General features: G+C 57.9%; 22 protein-coding genes. 21 read left to right on the top strand and 1 reads right to left on the bottom strand.

Features of this window, described 5'->3' with window-relative positions:
- Positions 1 to 7: 7 nt before the first annotated feature.
- Positions 8 to 619, bottom strand: coding sequence for a Maf-like protein (locus AC07V8_RS19890; RefSeq protein ID WP_494679434.1), 612 nt, complete (start codon positions 617 to 619; stop codon positions 8 to 10).
- 155 nt (positions 620 to 774) lie between these two features.
- Here AC07V8_RS19890 and AC07V8_RS19885 point away from each other — a divergent pair, with 155 nt between their 5' ends.
- The 21 genes from AC07V8_RS19885 to AC07V8_RS19785 all read left to right on the top strand — a co-directional run bounded on the left by AC07V8_RS19885 (position 775) and on the right by AC07V8_RS19785 (position 20,138).
- Positions 775 to 1,272 carry a YceD family protein gene (locus AC07V8_RS19885; protein WP_494679433.1) on the top strand — a complete coding sequence of 166 codons (498 nt, stop codon included), beginning with the start codon at positions 775 to 777 and terminating at the stop codon, positions 1,270 to 1,272.
- 274 nt (positions 1,273 to 1,546) lie between these two features.
- Positions 1,547 to 1,729 (top strand): 50S ribosomal protein L32, encoded by a 183-nt coding sequence (rpmF, locus tag AC07V8_RS19880; RefSeq protein ID WP_014006864.1) that lies wholly within the window; start codon positions 1,547 to 1,549, stop codon positions 1,727 to 1,729.
- A 160-nt stretch (positions 1,730 to 1,889) separates the two neighbouring features.
- On the top strand, positions 1,890 to 3,005 hold the full coding sequence (gene plsX / locus AC07V8_RS19875; protein ID WP_494679432.1) for a phosphate acyltransferase PlsX: 1,116 nt from the start codon (positions 1,890 to 1,892) through the stop codon (positions 3,003 to 3,005).
- Positions 3,002 to 3,988 carry a beta-ketoacyl-ACP synthase III gene (locus tag AC07V8_RS19870; protein WP_494679431.1) on the top strand — a complete coding sequence of 329 codons (987 nt, stop codon included), beginning with the start codon at positions 3,002 to 3,004 and terminating at the stop codon, positions 3,986 to 3,988. The genes plsX and AC07V8_RS19870 overlap by 4 nt, the downstream gene beginning before the upstream one ends.
- 103 nt (positions 3,989 to 4,091) lie before the next feature.
- Positions 4,092 to 5,024, top strand: a complete 933-nt coding sequence (gene fabD, locus AC07V8_RS19865; RefSeq protein WP_494679430.1) for an ACP S-malonyltransferase — start codon at positions 4,092 to 4,094, stop codon at positions 5,022 to 5,024.
- Complete coding sequence (gene fabG, locus AC07V8_RS19860) at positions 5,021 to 5,791, top strand: 3-oxoacyl-ACP reductase FabG (RefSeq protein WP_494679429.1); 771 nt, start codon at positions 5,021 to 5,023, stop codon at positions 5,789 to 5,791. Before fabD ends, fabG begins: the two co-directional genes overlap by 4 nt.
- 190 nt (positions 5,792 to 5,981) lie before the next feature.
- On the top strand, positions 5,982 to 6,224 hold the full coding sequence (acpP, locus tag AC07V8_RS19855; protein ID WP_211442042.1) for an acyl carrier protein: 243 nt from the start codon (positions 5,982 to 5,984) through the stop codon (positions 6,222 to 6,224).
- Positions 6,225 to 6,254: 30 nt separating this feature from the next.
- On the top strand, positions 6,255 to 7,496 hold the full coding sequence (gene fabF, locus AC07V8_RS19850; RefSeq protein WP_494679428.1) for a beta-ketoacyl-ACP synthase II: 1,242 nt from the start codon (positions 6,255 to 6,257) through the stop codon (positions 7,494 to 7,496).
- Between the two features lie 69 nt (positions 7,497 to 7,565).
- Positions 7,566 to 8,069, top strand: coding sequence for a protein YgfX (locus AC07V8_RS19845; protein WP_494679427.1), 504 nt, complete (start codon positions 7,566 to 7,568; stop codon positions 8,067 to 8,069).
- An 81-nt stretch (positions 8,070 to 8,150) separates the two neighbouring features.
- Positions 8,151 to 8,753 carry an RNA polymerase sigma factor RpoE gene (rpoE, locus tag AC07V8_RS19840; protein WP_211442039.1) on the top strand — a complete coding sequence of 201 codons (603 nt, stop codon included), beginning with the start codon at positions 8,151 to 8,153 and terminating at the stop codon, positions 8,751 to 8,753.
- A 54-nt stretch (positions 8,754 to 8,807) separates the two neighbouring features.
- The gene (locus tag AC07V8_RS19835; protein ID WP_494679426.1) at positions 8,808 to 9,440 is read left to right on the top strand and encodes a sigma-E factor negative regulatory protein; all 633 of its coding nucleotides are present in this window, start codon (positions 8,808 to 8,810) and stop codon (positions 9,438 to 9,440) included.
- A gap of 1 nt (position 9,441) precedes the next feature.
- Positions 9,442 to 10,476: a MucB/RseB C-terminal domain-containing protein gene (locus AC07V8_RS19830; RefSeq protein WP_494679452.1), complete on the top strand. Its 1,035-nt coding sequence runs from the start codon at positions 9,442 to 9,444 to the stop codon at positions 10,474 to 10,476.
- A gap of 51 nt (positions 10,477 to 10,527) precedes the next feature.
- A complete protein-coding gene (locus AC07V8_RS19825; protein WP_494679425.1) occupies positions 10,528 to 11,976 on the top strand; it encodes a DegQ family serine endoprotease in 1,449 nt (482 codons plus the stop codon).
- Positions 11,977 to 12,068: 92 nt separating this feature from the next.
- On the top strand, positions 12,069 to 12,341 hold the full coding sequence (locus tag AC07V8_RS19820; RefSeq protein ID WP_494679424.1) for a glutaredoxin family protein: 273 nt from the start codon (positions 12,069 to 12,071) through the stop codon (positions 12,339 to 12,341).
- Between the two features lie 497 nt (positions 12,342 to 12,838).
- Positions 12,839 to 14,632 carry a translation elongation factor 4 gene (lepA, locus tag AC07V8_RS19815; protein ID WP_494679423.1) on the top strand — a complete coding sequence of 598 codons (1,794 nt, stop codon included), beginning with the start codon at positions 12,839 to 12,841 and terminating at the stop codon, positions 14,630 to 14,632.
- A complete protein-coding gene (lepB, locus tag AC07V8_RS19810) occupies positions 14,629 to 15,546 on the top strand; it encodes a signal peptidase I (RefSeq protein WP_494679422.1) in 918 nt (305 codons plus the stop codon). Before lepA ends, lepB begins: the two co-directional genes overlap by 4 nt.
- Positions 15,547 to 15,573: 27 nt before the next feature.
- The gene (locus tag AC07V8_RS19805; protein ID WP_494679421.1) at positions 15,574 to 15,939 is read left to right on the top strand and encodes a DUF4845 domain-containing protein; all 366 of its coding nucleotides are present in this window, start codon (positions 15,574 to 15,576) and stop codon (positions 15,937 to 15,939) included.
- Positions 15,940 to 16,002: 63 nt separating this feature from the next.
- On the top strand, positions 16,003 to 17,052 hold the full coding sequence (rnc, locus tag AC07V8_RS19800) for a ribonuclease III (protein ID WP_494679420.1): 1,050 nt from the start codon (positions 16,003 to 16,005) through the stop codon (positions 17,050 to 17,052).
- Positions 17,049 to 17,975, top strand: a complete 927-nt coding sequence (gene era / locus AC07V8_RS19795; RefSeq protein ID WP_211442032.1) for a GTPase Era — start codon at positions 17,049 to 17,051, stop codon at positions 17,973 to 17,975. Before rnc ends, era begins: the two co-directional genes overlap by 4 nt.
- A gap of 33 nt (positions 17,976 to 18,008) precedes the next feature.
- Positions 18,009 to 18,857 carry a DNA repair protein RecO gene (gene recO / locus AC07V8_RS19790; RefSeq protein ID WP_494679419.1) on the top strand — a complete coding sequence of 283 codons (849 nt, stop codon included), beginning with the start codon at positions 18,009 to 18,011 and terminating at the stop codon, positions 18,855 to 18,857.
- Between the two features lie 78 nt (positions 18,858 to 18,935).
- The gene (locus AC07V8_RS19785; RefSeq protein WP_494679418.1) at positions 18,936 to 20,138 is read left to right on the top strand and encodes a benzoate/H(+) symporter BenE family transporter; all 1,203 of its coding nucleotides are present in this window, start codon (positions 18,936 to 18,938) and stop codon (positions 20,136 to 20,138) included.
- The last annotated feature ends 41 nt before the right edge of the window (positions 20,139 to 20,179 follow it).

Raw genomic sequence — 20,179 nt, 5'->3', positions numbered from 1 at the left:
TTGTGTTCTAGTTCTTTGTGAAAAACGGAAAGGCGGCACGCCGTAGCATACTGGTCAGGGCGATCAATGGCAATCCGGTCAGGGCGGTCGGATCGGTGCTTTCGATTTTTTCCAGGATGGCGATGCCCAGGCCTTCATTTTTTGCGCTCCCTGCGCAATCGTAAGGTTGCTCGATACGCAAGTAGGCGTCCAGCTCGGCGTCGGGCAGGTCGCGGAAGGTGACGAAGGTCTGGATGTTTTCGATCTGTGCCGTTTGTTCCGGCTGTGCTGCACGGCCATCCCACAGGCACAGGGCGGTATGAAAGATGACGCGGCGGCCGCGCATCTTTTGCAGTTGTTTCAGCGCATTGACATGATCTCCAGGCTTGCCGATCTGCTCGCCGTCCAGGGTGGCGACCTGGTCCGAGCCGATCACCAGTGCGTCGGGAGCCGCCAGCGCGACGGCGCGGGCTTTTTCCAGCGCCAGGCGCAGGGCGGTGGCTTGCGGGGTTTCGCCGGTGCGGGCGGTTTCATCGATGGCTGGCGCCATGACTTCGAACGGGATGTGCAGCCGGGAAAGCAATTCTTTGCGGTATTTCGAGCTGGAGCCCAGGATCAGGCGCGGCAGGGGTGGTAACATAACAGGTTCAGTCATCCGGTGGTCTGTTGTAAAGAGGCCATGATTTCCGTCATTTGGGCACATGCCTGGCGATAAAAGGCGGAAAATGCGCTAACACTTTGACGGATAAAGGAAAAGGCTGTTATTATCGCAGGTTTTCCGGGTTCAGCTTGACTATGAGTGCTTTTGTCATCGACGCCTTTGAGTATTCGCGCCATAAAGAGCGCCGTGAAGGCGACATCGCCGTGGCTGACCTGAGTCGCCTGGCGGATGAGTCGGCAGACCGTTCCGGCGTGCTGCACTGGGTCCTGGTTGGCGGCACTGATCCCCTGGGGCATCCGCAACTGACGATGTCGGTCACGGGGGCGATCAAGATCATGTGCCAACGCTGCCTGACGCCATTTGCCTTCGATATCGACGCGGAATCCGTGCTGGTGTTGGCAAAAGATGAAGAAAGCGCCGATGAAATCGATGCGCTGCTTGATAATGACGAGATCGACGTCATCGTCGGCACCAAATCACTGAATATTATTGAATTGATTGAAGACGAGGCCTTGCTGGCCTTGCCGCTCTCGCCCAAGCATCCGGTCTGTCCGGACCAGTCTGCGCTTGAAGGGCTCAAAGCCAGTAAAAAAGAATCGCCGTTTGCGATGCTTAAAAGTCTAAAAAATTAAGATGTTTTTATGTGGGACAGAGTTTGTGAGCCACCGCAGCGTGGCGAATTACACTAGCCGTGCGCCTCTGTCCCCAACTGATTAGAATCGAATTGCGGTAAATTTGTCGCGCTGATTTTCACAGTCGTAGAGTGTGATTTTGATGATGTGTGACTAAGGTGTGGCAATAGGTAGTAAAATCCGCGCATTCCATACGCGGCAGGAGTATCCAGCCTTTCCCTGTTCTGAGGGTTGGATATGTTAAACTTTAGATCTTAAGAAAGCAGGAGTTATCATGGCAGTTCAACAAAATAAGAAGACCCCATCCAAGCGCGGCATGCACCGTGCTCACGATTTTCTGGTTGCACCTCCGCTGGCTATCGAGCCAACGACTGGTGAAACACATCTGCGCCACCACATCAGCCCGAACGGCTTTTACCGTGGCCGTAAAGTGTTGAAGACCAAGAACGACGAGTAATCTCTGTTCTTGTGATGCAGGTTGAAGGCGGCGCGATGAGTTTTCTCAGCAGCGCCGTTTTTGTATGCGTAACGTGTACGTAATTAATCCTTGCGTCATTTTGAATCGCGCTCAATCTGCCTCATAATGACGGGGTTAGAGTAGGCACTGAATCAAAACAATGACAATTAAAATTTCTATTGACTGCATGGGCGGCGATCACGGCCCGTCGGTTACCGTACCTGCTGCAGTTTCGTTCGCCAATCGCCAGCCAGAAGCTGAATTGGTGCTGGTTGGGCTTGAGGATGAAATCCGCGCCCAGCTGAAGAAGCACAAGGCCGGCGCGCATCCGCGCTTGTCGGTAGTGCATGCCTCCGAAGTGGTGACGATGGACGACTCCATCGAAACTGCCTTGCGCCGTAAAAAAGACTCCTCGATGCGCGTCGCCCTGCAACTGGTCAAGGACCAGCAGGTGCAGGCCTGCGTTTCGGCCGGCAACACCGGCGCCCTGATGGCGGTTTCCCGTTATCTGCTCAAGACCTTGCACGGCGTCGACCGCCCGGCAATCTGCACGCTGCTCCCCAACCAGAAAGATGGCCCGACCTATATGCTAGACCTGGGCGCCAACGTCGATTGCGAACCGCAGCACTTGCACCAGTTCGCCCTGATGGGATCGGCCCTGGTGTCGGCCATGGAAGGCAAGCCGCGGCCGACGGTCGGCCTGCTGAATGTCGGCGAGGAAGATATCAAGGGCAATGAAGTGGTCAAGCAGACCGCCGAACTGCTGCGCGCGGATCATGAAAAAGGCATCCTGAATTTCTACGGCAATGTCGAGGGCAACGATATTTTCGAAGGCACTACCGATATCGTCGTCTGTGACGGCTTCGTCGGCAATGTCACGCTCAAGGCCTCGGAAGGCCTGGGGCGTTTCGTCAAGTCCGTCCTCACCACCGAATTCAAGAGCGGCGCACTCAACATGCTGGGCGCGGTGATTGCGCGCGGCGCCATCAAGGCCATCTCGCGCCGCCTCAATCCTTCGCGTTACAACGGCGCCAGCCTGCTCGGCCTGCGCGGGCTGGTTTTCAAGAGCCATGGCGGCGCCGACGCCTATGGCTACGAGTGGGCCATACAGCGCGCATTCGACGCAGCCAAATATGATGTATTGTCTCGTATTGCCACCACGATTGCGGAGCTGATGCCGCAAGCCGATGCTGCACCCAAGGTTGCCGATGCCGGCGCGGGTGAGGTCTCCGGTGAAATCGTCAATACTGAATCAACCCAACAAAAGACAGCATGACTACATATAGCAAAATTGTCGGCACCGGCAGCTATTTGCCACCGAAGCGGGTAAGCAATCAGGAACTCACGGCGCAGCTCGCCGAGAAGGGGATTGAAACGTCCCACGAATGGATTTTTTCGCGCAGCGGCATCGCCGCGCGCCACTATGCCGAAGCCGATGTGCAATCGAGCGACCTGGCGGTAGCGGCCGCCAAACAGGCGCTGGAGATGGCGCACATGCAGGCCGAGAACATCGACCTGATCATCGTCGCCACTTCGACCCCTGATTATTTCGGCGGCTTTCCCAGCACTGCCTGCGTGGTCCAGCAAAAGCTCGGCATCGCCAATGGCGGCGCAGCGTTTGACGTGCAGGCGGTATGCAGTGGTTTCGTCTATGCGGTATCGATTGCCGACGCCTTCATCAAGTCCGGCGCGCATAAGAATGTGCTCGTGATCGGCACCGAAGTTTTTTCGCGCATCCTGAATTTTGAAGACCGTACTACTTGCGTGCTGTTCGGCGACGGCGCCGGCGCCGTGGTCATGACCGGTTCCGCCGAGCCCGGCATCCTGGCCACCAAGCTGCATGCCGACGGCCGCTATAAAGACATCCTGTGCGTACCCGGCAAGGTCAGTTCCGGCGTGGTCGAGGGCAGCGCTTTCCTGTACATGGATGGCCAGGCGGTATTCAAGCTGGCAGTCTCGGTGCTGGAAAAGGTTGCCAACGAAGCTTTGCTGATGGCTGGCATGGAAGCGTCCGAAATCGATTGGCTGATCCCGCACCAGGCCAATATCCGCATCATGCAAAGCACCGCCCGCAAGCTAGGCCTGGACAACGAGCGTATGGTGGTGACGGTAGACCAGCATGGCAATACCTCGGCCGCATCGATTCCGCTGGCGCTGGACAAGGCCGTGCGCGACGGTCGCGTCAAGCCTGGCCAGAACGTCATGATGGAAGGGGTCGGCGGCGGCTTTACCTGGGGCGCAATATTAGCGCGCATGTAAAGACGCATAGAGCGCTTTAAGGTGCAATCTGGCAGCAGATTGCTGCCAGCGCGCTGCGCTACGCCGGCGCGCGTTTGATAAATTTGATATCCACAGGTAAGGCATGAATAAATTCGCATTTGTTTTCCCGGGCCAGGGTTCACAGGCCGTTGGCATGTTGAACGGTTTTGCCGACAACCCGGTAGTGAAGGACACGGTCGCGGAAGCTTCCGAAGCGCTGCAATTCGACCTGGGCAAGCTGATCGCCGCAGGGCCGAAGGAAGAGCTGGACTTGACCACCAACACCCAGCCAGTCATGCTGACGGCGGCGGTGGCTTGCTACCGCGCTTGGCTGGCGGCTGGCGGCAAAGCGCCGTCGCTGGTGGCTGGACATAGCCTGGGCGAGTACTCGGCGCTGGTGGCGGCTGGCGTGATTGCGTTCAAGGATGCCGTGCCGCTGGTGCGTTTCCGTGCGCAAGCCATGCAGCAGGCGGTGCCGGTCGGGCAGGGCGGCATGGCCGTTATTCTGGGCCTGGCCGACGAGGATGTGCACGCGGTCTGTGCGGCGGCGGCGCAGGGCGAGGTGGTCGAGGCGGTGAATTTCAATGCGCCGGCGCAGGTGGTAATTGCCGGTCATAAGGGGGCAATCGAGCGCGCTTGTGTGATTGCGAAAGAAAAAGGTGCAAAACGCGCCTTGCCATTGCCGGTTTCGGCCCCATTTCATTCCTCGCTGTTGAAGCCGGCTTCGGACCGTTTGCGCGAATACATGCAAGACCTGAACTTTGCTGCGCCGCAGATCGCCTTGATCAACAATGTCGATGTCGCCATCGTCAGCGATCCGCAGGCCATCAAGGATGCGCTGGTGCGCCAGGCGGCGAGCCCGGTGCGCTGGGTGGAAACGGTGCAGAAGATTGCTGCCGAAGGCGTCAAGCATGTGGTTGAATGCGGTCCGGGCAAGGTTCTTGCTGGCTTGACCAAGCGCATTGATGACAGCTTGATCGGCGATGTCATCGTCGACCAGGCGTCGCTGGATAAAATGTTGGAGACATTCAAGTGACTTTACCAAATACAGACGTACAGAACCTGGCGGGCCAGGTCGCCCTGGTGACCGGCGCTTCGCGCGGCATCGGCCGCGCCATCGCACTGGAATTGCTCAAGCGCGGCGCCAAGGTGATCGGCACCGCGACGTCGGAAGCCGGCGCTGCCGCCATCACCGAATACATGCAGGCTGAGCATGCCGGCAACGGCCGCGGCATCATGCTCAACGTTAATGACGTCGCCGGCTGCGCCGCCGCGGTAGAGCTGACGCAAAAAGAATTCGGCGGCTTGTCGATTCTTGTCAATAATGCAGGTATTACCCAGGATCAACTGGCGATGCGCATGAAGGACGAAGAATGGGATGCCGTGATCGCCACCAACCTGACCGCGGTCGGGCGTTTGTCGCGCGCGGTCTTGCGTGGCATGATAAAGGCCAAGCATGGCCGCATCATCAATATCACTTCGGTGGTCGGTTCAGCCGGCAATCCGGGTCAGATGAACTATGCTGCAGCCAAGGCTGGCGTGGCCGGCATGAGCCGCGCGCTGGCGCGCGAGATCGGCAGTCGCAATATCACGGTCAATTGCGTCGCACCGGGCTTTATCGATACCGACATGACCAGGGAGCTGGGCGAGCAGCAAACAGCCGCCTTGCTGCAGCAGATTCCGCTGGGACGCTTGGGCGCCGCAGAGGATATCGCCGCGGCCGTGGCTTTCCTGGCATCGCCGCAAGCCGGCTACATCACGGGCACTACCTTGCACGTGAATGGCGGCATGTATATGGGCTAAATCGGTCTTTTGTCTAGTATCCTTGGCCAGGCCGGAGTAAGGCCTGTTCCGGGGTTAGAAGTAAGTAGTACCTATTTAGAAGCTTTTGACATGGTTTTGCTAAATATTAAAGACTAATGTCGAAAGTAAATTTTCAATGCGCAAACCTGCTAAAATGCGCGCACTTTCTGTAACCTAATGGAGGCATCACATGTCCGATATCGAACAACGCGTTAAAAAAATCGTCGCTGAGCAACTGGGCGTCGCAGAAGCTGACATCAAGAACGAATCGTCGTTTGTCAATGATCTGGGTGCTGATTCGCTCGACACCGTTGAGCTGGTGATGGCGCTGGAAGATGAGTTCGAAATGGAAATCCCTGACGAGCAAGCTGAAAAGATCACTACAGTGCAACAGGCTATCGATTACGCTACGGCGCACGTCAAGGCCGCCTAAGCACGCTTTGCATGTATCCAGGAGAACCGCTTGAGCCGCACACGTGAACGCCGCGTTGTGATAACCGGCCTGGGTTGCATTTCACCGGTCGGCAATACTATTGCCGATGCGTGGAGTGCGATTATTTCAGGCAAATCGGGTATCGCAACCATCACCAAGTTTGACGCCACTGCCTTTTCCACGCGTTTCGCGGGAGAAGTCAAAGGCTTCAATATCGAAGATTACATTCCGGCCAAAGAAGCACGGCATATGGATACTTTTATCCACTATGGCATGGCGGCGGGAATGCAGGCGATGCAAGACAGTGGCCTGGAAGTAACTGAAGCTAATGCTGAGCGGATAGGCGTCATTATCGGCTCCGGCATTGGTGGCTTGCCTTTGATCGAAGAAACACACGCCGAACTGACCAATCGCGGCCCGCGCCGCATCAGTCCGTTCTTCATCCCGGCATCGATCATCAACATGATTTCCGGCAACCTGTCGATCAAATACGGTCTGAAAGGACCGAATCTGGCGATTGTGACTGCCTGCACCACGGGCTTGCATTGTATCGGTGCAGCCGGCCGCATGATTCAGTACGGCGATGCCGACGTGATGATTGCCGGTGGCGCGGAATCCAGCGTATCGCCGCTGGGCGTCGGCGGCTTTGCCTCGGCGCGCGCCTTGTCGGCGCGCAATGACGATCCTGCCACCGCCTCGCGTCCCTGGGACAAGGACCGCGACGGTTTCGTGTTGGGCGAGGGCGCCGGCGTGCTGGTGCTCGAAGAATACGAACACGCCAAGGCGCGCGGCGCCAAGATCTATGCGGAACTGCTCGGCTTCGGCATGAGCGGCGACGCTTATCACATGACGGCGCCAAGCCTGGATGGCCCGCGTCGCTGCGTCGGCAATGCCTTGCGCGATGCCGGCGTCAATGCCGATCAGGTGCAGTACCTGAATGCGCACGGAACATCGACGCCGCTGGGCGACAAGAATGAAACCGATGCTATCAAGGCGGCTTTCGGCGATCACGCCTACAAGCTGGTGGTGAACTCCACCAAGTCGATGACCGGGCATTTGTTGGGCGGCGCCGGTGGCCTGGAGTCGGTATTCACTGTGCTGGCTCTGTATAACCAGGTTTCGCCGCCAACCACCAATATCTTCAATCAGGATCCTGAGTGCGATCTTGATTACTGCGCCAATACCGCACGGGACATGAAGATTGATATCGCGGTCAAAAACTCATTCGGCTTTGGCGGTACGAATGGCACCTTGGTTTTTGGCAAAATCTAAGCTTTTGCAAAACGGCTTTGAACCGGTTTCCTTGGCGACCGGTTCGAAATTCGCTTCTGGCTAGGCATCATGTCAATCGCCCTCAGCACCGTTATCAAGCCGTCCAGGTTGCTGCTGGCCCTGGTGACGACGGAATGCGCGCTGGCGGGGCTGGTTGGCGTTCTTATTGCCAGCGGCGTTATTGGTAATTTGCTATTGCCGGTACGTGCCGCTCTGGCCACACTATGCGTGTCGGCAGCTGCGTATGGCATGCTGCGCTACTGTCGAGGGCGCGGCGCGATTCAGCTCGATATCGACGCAAACGGCCAGATCAGAATGGCTGACATTACTGCCAGCAATATCAACCGAATCTCAAATCCGGCGCCGGTGCAGCTGCTTGAAAGCACTATCATCTGGTCACATTTACTGTTGCTGCGCCTCCGATTGGCTAGCGGCTCGGTCCGAACAATCGCTATACTGCCTGATTGTGTTTCTAACGATACTTTTAGAGTTTTGTCCGTGGCTTGCCGCTGGATTGCCGCACGCCGCGGCGGCGCGCACAAAACCGGGGGCGCCGGCTTGGCTAATGAATGAGCTTTTCATTGAACTTATGTTATTGCTTACTATCTATGTCCGGTCCCGTATGCACGTCGCAACAAAACAAGGGAATGGGGTTTGACGACAGAACGCGAAATTGATCAACTGCTTGTCGAGCGCGTACAGCGCGGCGATAAGAAGGCGTTCGAGCTGCTGGTTCTCAAATACCAGCGAAAGCTAATGCGTCTTGTTTCGCGCCTGGTGCGCGATCAGGCAGAAGCCGAGGATGTTGTGCAGGAAGCCTTTATCAAGGCTTACCGGGCGCTGCCTCAGTTCCGGGGCGACTCGGCCTTTTACACCTGGCTGTATCGCATTGGCATTAATACAGCCAAGAATTATTTGGTGACCCAGGGGCGCAGGGCGCCGACCTCAACCGAGGCAAATTCAGAAGAAGCAGAAACTTTTGACGACGGCGAGCAACTAAGGGATATAAACACTCCTGAATCTTTGCTGGCCACCAAGCAGATAGCGCAAACCGTGAATACTGCAATGGAGGCTTTGCCAGCAGAGCTGCGTACGGCCATCACCTTGCGCGAGATCGAGGGTTTGAGTTATGACGAAATTGCTGACGCAATGGGGTGTCCCATAGGTACGGTACGCAGTCGGATATTTAGGGCACGGGAAGCTATCGCAGATAAGTTGAGGCCATTGCTGGGTACGGCTATCGACAAACGTTGGTAAAAAAGATAGTGGTTTTTCGGGAACGAAGGGGTTGGCCAGGTTTTAAGGTGACTTATGAATACCAAAGATATGACCCAAGAGCAGATTTCTGCCTTGGCTGATGGGGAGTTATCCAGCGCCTATATTGACATGGCGCTGGCGGCTTTGCGCCAGGCCGACGGCCGCGATGCGTGGGATGTCTATCACCGGATAGGCGATATCCTGCGTTCCGACGATATGGCGCTGACCATGAGTTCGGATTTTTCCGCGCGCATGGCGGCGCGGCTCGATGCCGAGCCAACGATCATTGCAGCGCCGTTGGCCGTCACCGCGCAGCCATCTGAACAGATCGCTGTCGGTGGCGGCCAGCCTGTGCATATCGCTGTCGCAGGCGGCAGGCGCAGCATCAAGCGCTTTGCCCTGCCAGGCATGGCGGCGGCGGCGGTAGCGGCGGCGGCATTCATCATTTCGCCTCAGCTGGCGATCGTCAGCGCCCCAGCGCCTGCTCCTGCTGCGGTGGCAGCGCCGCAACTGGCCCTGGCGTCCAATAATGCGGGCGACGTACGTGTCATGACGCATGCCGGAGAAGTCTTGCGTGATTCGCGGATGGATGAGTATCTGTCGGCGCATCAACGTTTCTCTCCTTCCCTTTACAGCGCTGCGCAGTATGCCCGGCCAGCCACTTTTGCACCTGATGCTGATAACTAATATGCGGCAGGCGCGAGTTTTGCCGGGAGTATTGCTGGGAGTATTGCTGTCGATGATGATAGTGCTTTCCGCCCAGGCGGAAGGTACGGATGCCGGAAATGCTGCCGACAGGCAGGATGCGCAAGCCTTGCTGAAAAAAATCCAGGCGGCGGCGCAAAAGCTGAACTATTCCGGCACCTTCATCTACCAGCAGGCCAACCAGATACGTACTTCACGTATTACGCATGTGCTCGAAGGCCGGAATGAGATAGAAAAACTGGAAATCCTCGACGGACAGCCGCGCGAGTATATCCGGCGCAATGAAGACGTCACCGGCTACATGCCGGAGACGAAAACCAAGATCGTCGAAAAACGCGTCACCCAGGATGGTTTTCCTGCCATCCTGGCCGCGTTGCCGTCCGACTTGAGCGATTATTACAATATAAAATTAGGCGAGACCGGGCGGGTTGCCGGTTTCGATTGCCAGGCTGTGCTGCTGGAGCCGAAGGACAATATGCGCTATGGCTACAAGCTATGGGCGGAAAAGAATTCCGGCCTGCTGTTGCGGGCGCAAACTCTGAACGGCAAGAATGAAATTATCGAGCAGATTTCATTTACCCAGATTGGCATAGGCAATGTCGACCACCGCAGCCTGAAGCCAAGTTTTGGCAACACCAGCAGCTGGCATACGGAAAGCAATGTCATCAATCCGGCCAATCTGAACGAATGGAGCGTCACCGGCATGCCTGCCGGTTTCAAGAAGGTGCGCGAGCTCAAGCGTCTGGTGACTGACGGTCCGCTAGCCAAGAGCAGCGCCAGCGTGCCTGCAACTGCGGCGCGCCGTGAAGTATCGCAATTGATTTTTTCGGACGGACTGGTGGCGATTTCGATATTCATCGAGCCGGGCAGTCAAAGCCGTACCGAAGGCTCCCTGCAGCAGGGCGCTTTGAATATTGTCGGCAAACGGCAAGGGGATTATTGGTTGACGATTGTTGGTGACGTGCCGCCAGCAGCGATGAGGCAGGTGGCGAATTCGATTGAACTCAAAAACAAATAAAACTTTATGACTATGAAAATGCTTGGGCCGGTTCGTGGTGTTTTATCTGCAATGGCAGTCAGCGCGACTGCCGCTTTTTTTGTTCCAGCCATGGTCGGCGCCAGCCCCCAGGCAATCGCTGCACCGGTCTCCGGCCTGCCGGACTTTACCGATATCGTTGAGAAGACCGGGCCGGCAGTAGTCAATATCCGCACCACCGAAAAGATCAGGTCCGGCCAGGGCGATTCAGGCGACCCGAGCGACGACGAGATGCAGGAATTTTTCCGGCGTTTTTTTGGCGTTCCAATCCCTAATACGCCGCGCCCGCAGGCCCCCGGCCAGCGTGGCCGCAAGGTTGATCCGAAGGCGCAGGAAGAAGTGCCGCGCGGCGTCGGTTCCGGTTTCGTGATTTCCGCGGACGGCTATGTGATGACCAATGCCCACGTAATCGACGGCGCCAGCGAAGTCTATGTCACGCTGACCGACAAACGTGAATTCAAGGCCAAGGTGATAGGTGCGGATACCCGCAGCGACGTCGCTTTGCTGAAAATCGACGGCGCCAACCTGCCGCGCCTGACCATGGGCGATTCCGACAAGATCAAGGCCGGCGAATGGGTGCTGGCGATCGGCTCGCCGTTCGGCCTGGAAAACACCGTGACCGCCGGCATCATTTCAGCCAAGGCGCGCGACACCGGCGACTACCTGCCGCTGATTCAGACTGACGTTGCCGTCAATCCCGGCAATTCCGGCGGCCCGCTGATCAATATGCGCGGCGAAGTGGTCGGTATCAATTCGCAGATCTACAGCCGCTCCGGCGGCTTCATGGGGATTTCGTTTGCCGTGCCTATCGACGAAGCGATGCGCGTCTCCGATCAGCTGAAATCCTCGGGCAAGGTGACGCGCGGCCGCATCGGCGTGCAGATCGGCGAAGTCACCAAGGATGTGGCGGAGTCGCTGGGCCTGCCGAAGGCTGAAGGCGCTCTGGTAGCGCGGGTTGAGGCGGATGGTCCGGCGGCCAAGGCTGGCTTGCAGGCGGGCGACATCATCTTGAAATTCAACGGCACGGCGATCGAAAAGGCCAATGATCTGCCGCGCCTGGTCGGCAATGCCAAGCCGGGCGCGCGCGGCACCATCAGCGTCTGGCGCAAGGGCAGCAGCCGCGATTTCCCAATCGTCATCACTGAGCTGGCCGCCGACAAGGTCGCCAGCGACGACGATGCCAAGCAAAAGAAGGAGCAGCAGGTCGCCAATGCGCTCGGCCTGATCGTCAGTGATTTGAGCGACGCCAAGAAGAAAGAGCTGGGCATCGACGGCGGCGTGCAGGTCGAATCGGCTGAAGGCAGTGCGGCCAAGGTCGGCTTGCGTGCCGGCGACGTGGTGCAGCGCCTGAACAATACCGATATCAAGGACGCCAAGCAGTTCAACGTCCTGGTGGCCAAGCTGGAGCCGAAGAAAATGGCGGTGCTGCTGGTGCGACGCGGTGAGTCATCGCAATTCGTGCCCTTGCGTCCAAATAATTGATTTAACCGGTAATTCTTGTCTGGGGCTGCAGATCTATATGGTCTGCAGCTTTTTGCTTTCCGGCCTGGTTTTTGTTCTAAAAGCGTGAATGCATGCCAAAAAAACATTTCATCTTGTATAGCCGGTCTTACTGCCATCTTTGCGAAGACATGTTGCAGGCTCTGCTGGCCTTGCGGCCCGTGGATGGGAACGATGCGGGCTGGTTCACCGTCGACGTGGTCGATGTCGATGCGGATCCCGCGCTGGTGGCGAAATACGATGAGCTGGTGCCGGTTCTGACGGGCAGAAATAACGGAGAGGCAGCGACGCAGCTCTGCCACTATTTCCTTGATGCTGAGTCGGTAAAGCGATTTTTGAGCGAATAAGCAGGTGGTTTGCGGCTCAAAATTTCATAATTTATTTGCAATAAACGGACGTCCCTCGGCATTGCTTGCTTAATTTGCATTAAGCGGCTTGTGTATCGATACTCCGGCGCTGATGCTCAAAAATAGCGTGGGACCGCGCTGTTTTTAAGGTGCTTTTAAGATACTTGTAGGAGTATATTGATAATCTGCTTTCCTTGTTATACTGGAAGGCAATACTCTCAGGCCTTTGATTTGTCGGTTTTCCCCTCTGAAATCCGGTAAAATGGCGGCACTGAATAACCTGTCATAAAAGGCGCTCGCCTGGGACACAAGTGCAGTGTTTCGTACTTGCCGGCACAGCTCGTCTTTTTGCCCCATACGTTGTTGCGCATGCCCGCGATAGTTCGCTATCGCTTCGCTGCGCGCCGCGTCCGGGACAAAAATTCCTTTGTGCCGCCAAACACAAGACACTGGACTGAGCCCGGCTCAGAGCGCTTTTTTTGTAATCGCGTCTGTCAATGAACAACATCCGTAATTTCTCCATCATCGCCCATATCGACCACGGTAAATCTACCCTGGCGGACCGTATCATCCAGTCTTGCGGCGGCTTGTCCGACCGCGAGATGGAGGCGCAGGTACTCGACTCCATGGATATCGAGCGCGAGCGCGGCATCACCATCAAGGCCCAGACCGCGGCGTTGACGTACAAGGCGATGGATGGCCAGATCTACAATCTGAACCTGATCGATACTCCCGGCCACGTCGATTTCAGCTATGAAGTCAGCCGTTCGCTGTCGGCCTGCGAAGGCGCGCTGCTGGTGGTCGATGCCTCGCAAGGGGTAGAAGCCCAGACCGTGGCCAACTGCTATACCGCGCTCGATCTCGGCGTGGAAGTGGTGCCGGTGCTGAACAAGATCGACCTGCCTTCGGCCGATCCGGACAACGCGATTGCCGAAATCGAAGACGTGATCGGGATCGATGCCCACGACGCCGTGCATTGTTCGGCCAAGACCGGCCTCGGCGTGCGCGAAGTGCTGGAATCGCTGATCGTCAAGGTGCCGCCGCCGAAGGGCGATCCGGATGCGCCTTTGCAGGCCCTGATCGTCGATTCCTGGTTTGACAACTACGTCGGCGTCGTGATGCTGGTGCGTATCAAGAACGGCACCTTGCGCCCGAAGGACAAGATCCTGCTGATGGCTACCGGCTCCCAGCATCTGACCGAAAGCGTCGGCGTGTTCACGCCGAAATCGCAGTCGCGCGAATCGCTGTCGGCCGGCCAGGTGGGCTTCATCATCGCCGGCATCAAGGAATTGAAGGCAGCCAAGGTGGGCGACACGGTCACGCTGGCGTCCAAGCCCGCGGCCGAAGCCTTGCCCGGCTTCAAGGAAGTGCAGCCGCAGGTGTTTGCCGGCCTGTTCCCGGTCGAAGCCAATCAGTACGACGCGCTGCGCGACTCGCTGGAAAAACTCAAGCTGAATGACGCCGCCCTGCAATACGAACCGGAAGTATCGCAGGCGCTGGGCTTCGGCTTCCGCTGCGGCTTCCTCGGTTTGCTGCACATGGAAATCGTCCAGGAACGTCTCGAGCGCGAGTTCGACATGGACCTGATCACCACCGCGCCTACCGTCATCTACGAAGTCGTCAAGCGCGATGGCAGCATCATGCTGGTGGACAACCCATCGAAGATGCCCGATCCGTCCAATATCGAAGAAGTGCGCGAGCCTATCGTCACGGTCAACCTGTACATGCCGCAAGAATATGTGGGCTCGGTCATCACGCTGTGCACCCAGAAACGCGGGCAGCAGATCGACATGAGCTATCACGGCAAGCAGGTCAAGCTGACCTATGAAATTCCGATGGCCGAAGTGGTGCTGGATTTCTTCGACCGCCTGAAATCGACCTCGCGCGGCTATGCCTCGATGGACTACGAGTTCAAGGAATACCGCTCGGCCGACGTGGTCAAGGTCGACATGCTGATCAACAGCGAAAAAGTCGACGCCTTGGCGATCATCGTCCACCGCGCCAACAGCCAGTACCGCGGCCGCGCCGTCGCCGCCAAGATGCGCGAATTGATTCCGCGCCAGATGTTCGACGTGGCGATCCAGGCGGCCATCGGCGCCAACATCATTTCGCGCGAAAACGTCAAGGCGCTGCGCAAGAACGTGCTGGCCAAGTGCTACGGCGGCGACATCAGCCGCAAGCGCAAATTGCTGGAAAAGCAGAAGGCCGGTAAAAAACGCATGAAGCAGGTGGGCTCCGTCGAGATCCCGCAAGAAGCATTCCTGGCAATCTTACAAGTGGATGAAAAATGACATTGCAATCGATCTTAGGAAATTTCGCATTAATCCTGTTTGTCCTTACCATTGTCACCGGCGTCATCTGGTTTTATGACCGCTTCTCCCTGAGCAAGCAGCGCCGCGCCAAAGCTGACGCCGCGCTGGCTGAATTCGATGCGCGCAACGCCAAGCTGAGCGCCGACGGCATCAAGCTGGAAAGCAGCGGCCGCGGCGCGCTGGAAGCAGACCTGCTGCGGCAGCCGACCTGGGTCGAGTACTCGGGCAGCTTCTTCCCGGTGATCGCCATGGTGTTTTTCCTGCGCTCGTTCCTGTACGAGCCGTTCAAGATTCCATCCAGCTCGATGGTGCCGACCCTGCTGGTGGGCGACCTGATCCTGGTGAACAAATTCACTTACGGTATCCGTCTGCCGATCATCAATAAAAAAGTGATCGAGATGAATCATCCGCAGCGTGGCGATGTGATGGTGTTCAAATATCCGAAGGATATGTCGCTCGACTACATCAAACGCGTGGTTGGGGTGCCCGGTGATAAAATAACTTACCAAAACAAGCGCTTAACAATTAATGGTCAAGCTCTTTCTTATGCGCCGTTGCCGGATTACCTGAATGAAGATACGCTGGATTACTCCCAGCAGTACACAGAGAATTTGTCAAACGTACAACATACGATCGCGGTGCGCAGCAACCGGCCGCCGATTTCGCTGGAAGGCGTGATGGATTTTCCTAACAAGGATGCCTGTAGCTACAACCCGGAAGGTTTCACCTGTACGGTTCCTGCTGGAAATTATTTCATGATGGGGGATAATCGGGATAACAGTGAAGACAGTCGTTACTGGGGATTCGTGCCGGATGAAAATATTGTCGGAAAGGCATTCCTGGTCTGGATGAACCTGGGTAATTTCAAGCGTATTGGTACTTTCTTTAAATAAATCAAATAATTGAAAGCGGAGTCAGGGATGACAAGAATGTCTGTAGCACCACGCAAGCAGCAAGGCATCACATTGTTTGGCTTGATCGTTGTTCTGGCGGTACTCGGTTGCATCGGCGTGCTGGTGGCCAAGGTGACGCCGACCACGATCGAATATTTTTCTATCAAGAAGGCGATTGTCAGCGCCAAGACGGGCGGCACTACGGTGCAGGAAATCCAGAACGCATTTAACAAGCAGGCTGAAGTGGGCTATATCGATGCGATTGCAGGGAAAGACCTGGACATCAGCAAGAACGGCGACGATATCCAGATCAGCTTTGCGTACCAGAAAAAGATTCCGCTGGTCGGACCGGTCAGCCTGTTGATCGACTATGCCGGCAGCACTGCCAAGTAGTAAAACAGTAAAATAATCAAACAACAACAGCAGCAGACGGCGACTATCGGTGTCGACGAAAAAATGGATCTCATGTTATTGCAAAATCGGCTAGGCCACACTTTTAAGGATGCTACTTTATTGCAGCAGGCCTTGACGCATCGCAGCCATAGCACCTTGCATAACGAGCGCTTGGAGTTCCTCGGCGATTCGATCCTGAACTGCGTGGTCGCGTCCCTGCTGTTTGACCGCTACACCAAGATAGACGAAGGCGATCTGTCGCGGGTGCGGGCCAACCTGGTCAAGCAGCAGTCGCTTTACGAAATCGCGCAAAGGCTGGAATTGTCGCAATTCCTGCGGCTGGGCGAAGGCGAGCTGAAATCGGGCGGCTTCCGCCGTCCTTCGATCCTGGCCGATACGCTGGAAGCCTTGTTTGGCGCGATCTTCCTGGACGCCGGCTTCGACGCCGCGCGGGATGTGATCCGCGCCCTGTATATCCCGATCCTGGACACCGTCGATCCCAAGACCCTGGGCAAGGATGCCAAGACCCTGCTGCAGGAATACCTGCAAGGGAAAAAGATCGCTTTGCCGCAATACAATGTGGTCGCCACGCATGGCGCCGCGCACAATCAGGAATTTGAAATCGAATGCCTGGTGCCCAAACTGGATATCCAGGTGTTCGGCAGCGGCGGCAGCCGCCGCGCCGGCGAGCAGGCGGCAGCCAAGCTAGCCCTGGAAGCGGTGCAAAAAGCCTTTGTCAAAGCCCCCTCGGCCGCAAAAAAAACCAAGCCGCGTACTGCGCAGCTGAAACTGAGCGGCATCGCCACGATCCAGCCGGACGCTCCGGATGCGCCTGCCGCAACGGTAGCGGCAGCGCCGGCAGACGTTGCCAACGCCAAGACTGGCGCCGCGGCCAAGGAAAAAGCCGTGGCCGAAACGCCTGCGAAGGTGACGGTCAAGGCTGCCAACGGCAGCGTCGAAAACGTTGCGCCAAGTGCCGCGGCCAAGGCAGGCACGACGGCCCATGCCGTCACCGAAACCGCCGTCGCAGCAGCAGCGGGCAATCCTGCCGGCGCGACTGTATCCACCCCTAATGCAGCACCCCATACTACGAGTAAATCGAAAACCGCATGACAGACTCTACACCCAAGGCCCCGACCACAGTAACGCCGGCAGCTGATTTTCGTTGCGGCTATATCGCGATTGTCGGTCGCCCCAACGTAGGCAAGTCGACCCTGATGAATGAACTGATCGGGGCCAAGGTCAGCATTACCTCGCGCAAGGCGCAAACCACGCGGCACCGGATTACCGGCATCCAGACCGTCGCCGATACCCAGTTCGTCTACGTCGATACACCCGGTTTCCAGACCCGTCACTCGAATGCGCTGAACAAGACGCTGAACCGCACCGTGACCACCACGCTGACAGCGGCCGACGTCATCCTGTACATCATCGAAGCCGGCACTTTCGGTCCGGCCGACCAGCAAGTGATGGCGCTGTTGCCGGCCAATGTGCCATGCATCCTGGTCATCAACAAGTCGGACCGCGTCAAGGACAAGGCCGTGCTGCTGCCGTTCGCGCAGAAGATCGCCGCCATGCGCGATTTCGCCGCGGTGGTGCCGGTATCGGCCAAGCTGCGCTTCCAGCTGGACAACCTGCAAGGCGAAATCCGCAAGCACCTGCCGGCCAATCCGCCGATGTTCGGCGAGGATGATATTACCGACCGCAGCGAGAAATTCCTTGCCGCCGAAATCGTCCGTGAAAAAGTATTCCGTTTCGTCGGCGATGAACTGCCGTACACCAGCACCGTCCTGATCGAAAAATTCGAACTGGAAGGCAATCTGCGCCGCGTGTTTGCGGCGATCCTGGTGGAGCGCGATACCCACAAGTCCATGGTGATCGGCCAGAAGGGCGCGCGCCTCAAGGATATTTCCACCCAGGCGCGGCTCGACATGGAACGCCTGTTCGGCGGTCCGGTCTATCTGGAAATCTGGGTCAAGGTCAAATCCGGCTGGGCCGACAACGAAGCCGGATTGCGCGCCTACGGCTACGAATAAGCCACCCGCTCACCACACGTCTAACCGCCAGACATGAACGCGATCATCGCTGATGCCGACGCCGAGCAGGCGCTGCCGGAAGATGCCGCCGTGTTGATCAGCATCGCCCCCGGTCCGGCCGCCACGGCAGCCGCTGCCGCACCCAAGCGGCGCGCCCGGATTCCGGAACGAGATACCCGCGTCACCGGTCAGCCAGGCTTTGTCCTGCACAGCTATCCACACCGCGAAACCAGCCTGATCATCGATGTCTTTACGCGCGACTATGGCCGCATCGCCTTGGTAGCCAAAGGCGCCAAGCGGCCGCTCTCCAAATTGCGCGGCGTCCTGCAAACCTTTCAGCCGCTATCGCTGAGCTGGAGCGGCAAATCCGAAATCCGCACCTTGATCGCCGCCGAGTGGGTAGGCGGCTTGCTGCCGCTGGAAAAGTCGGCGCTGCTGTGCGGTTTCTATCTCAATGAATTGCTGGTCAAGCTGGTGGCGCGCGACGATCCGCATGCTGTCTTGTTCAATCATTACGTCACCACGCTGAATCAGCTGGCGCATCTGGAGCCGGCCCCCATCGTCCTGCGCCAGTTCGAAAGAGCGCTGCTCAAGCAGACTGGCGTGGCCGGCGATTTCACCCGTTGCACCAGCAGCCGCCAGCCGGTCGATCCGGCCGAAAGCTACGTGGTCGATCCTGAGCGCGGCCCGCGGCTGGCGGGTGCGGCCGATGCCTGGCCGCGGGTCAGCGGCAAGACCCTGCTCGACATGGAGCGCGAAGACTACAGCGATCCCGCCACCCAGGCGCAAAGCAAGGTGCTGATGCGTTTCCTGCTGGCGCATCATCTCGGAGGGGCGCCATTGAACACACGCCAGATACTGATAGACCTGATGCAGTTGTAGGGCAGCCGCTCAGCGCCGCTGAGCGCGCCATTGAGTGGAAAACAAGTAGCCAAGTAGCCGATATATAGTTGATTGCCGATGAAAAATTTCCCCTGGTCTAGCGTCGCTGCCGGTTTTGTCACGGTGCTGGTAGGTTTCACGAGTTCCGCGGTCATCGTCTTGCAGGCCGCCGCCGCTGCCGGCGCCACGCCACAGCAGATCAGTTCATGGATGCTGGCGCTGGGCCTCGGCATGGGGCTGACCTGCATCGGCTTGTCGCTGCGCTACAAGGCCCCGGTAGTCACCGCATGGTCGACGCCAGGCGCCGCCTTGCTGGTCACCAGCCTGTCTGGGATTCCGATGGCGGAAGCGATCGGCGCCTTCATGTTCGCCGCCGCCCTGGTCACCTTGTGCGGCGTCACCGGCTGGTTCGAGCGCGCCATGGGCAAGATCCCGCTGTCGATCGCGGCCGCTATGCTGGCGGGCATCCTGGCCCATTTCGGCATGAACGTATTCGTCGCCATGAAGCCGCAATTCGTCATGGTGTTTGCGATGTTCATGGTCTACCTGCTGTGCAAGCGCTGGCTGCCGCGCTACGCCATCATCGTCGTGCTGCTGATTGGAGTCGCGCTGGCGGCCAGCCGCGGCCTGCTGCATTTCGAGCACTTCCATTTCGCCTGGGCCTCGCCGGTATTCACCATGCCAAGCTTTTCCTGGTCGACCATCATCGGCGTCGGCATTCCCTTGTTCGTGGTCACCATGGCTTCGCAAAATGCGCCCGGCGTCGCCGTGATCCGCGCTTCCGGCTACCGCACGCCGATTTCCCCGCTGATGACCTGGACCGGGTTGACCACGCTGGTGCTGGCGCCGTTCGGCTGCTTCTCGCTCAACTTGGCCGCCATCACCGCCGCCATCTGCATGGGCAAGGAAGCCCATGAAGATCCGGCCAAGCGCTACTGGGCGGCAGTGGTGGCCGGCGGCTTCTATCTGCTGGTGGGCGTGTTCGGCGCCACCGTCGGCGCCTTGTTCGCCGCTTTCCCGCAGGAACTGGTGCTGGCGATCGCCGGCCTGGCGCTGTTCGGCACCATCGCCAACAGCCTGACCATGGCGATGGCTGACGACGCCCAGCGCGAAGCCGCGCTGATCACCTTTCTGGTGACCGCCTCGGGTGTTACCCTGTTCGGCGTCGGCGCAGCATTCTGGGGACTGGTGGCCGGCGCCGTGGCATTCTTTGTGCTGAACTGGAAACGGCATGCGGCGGCATCGCCGGAGGCGCCGGCATTGCCAGCACGCCAGAATTAATGCAGTCTTGATACTCGATAAACTCCATCCATACACTGAGC

Source organism: Collimonas sp. GW821-FHT02H07 (assembly GCF_059421505.1).
Note: the sequence above shows the minus strand (reverse complement) of the source record. Positions and strands in the feature narration are given on the sequence as shown.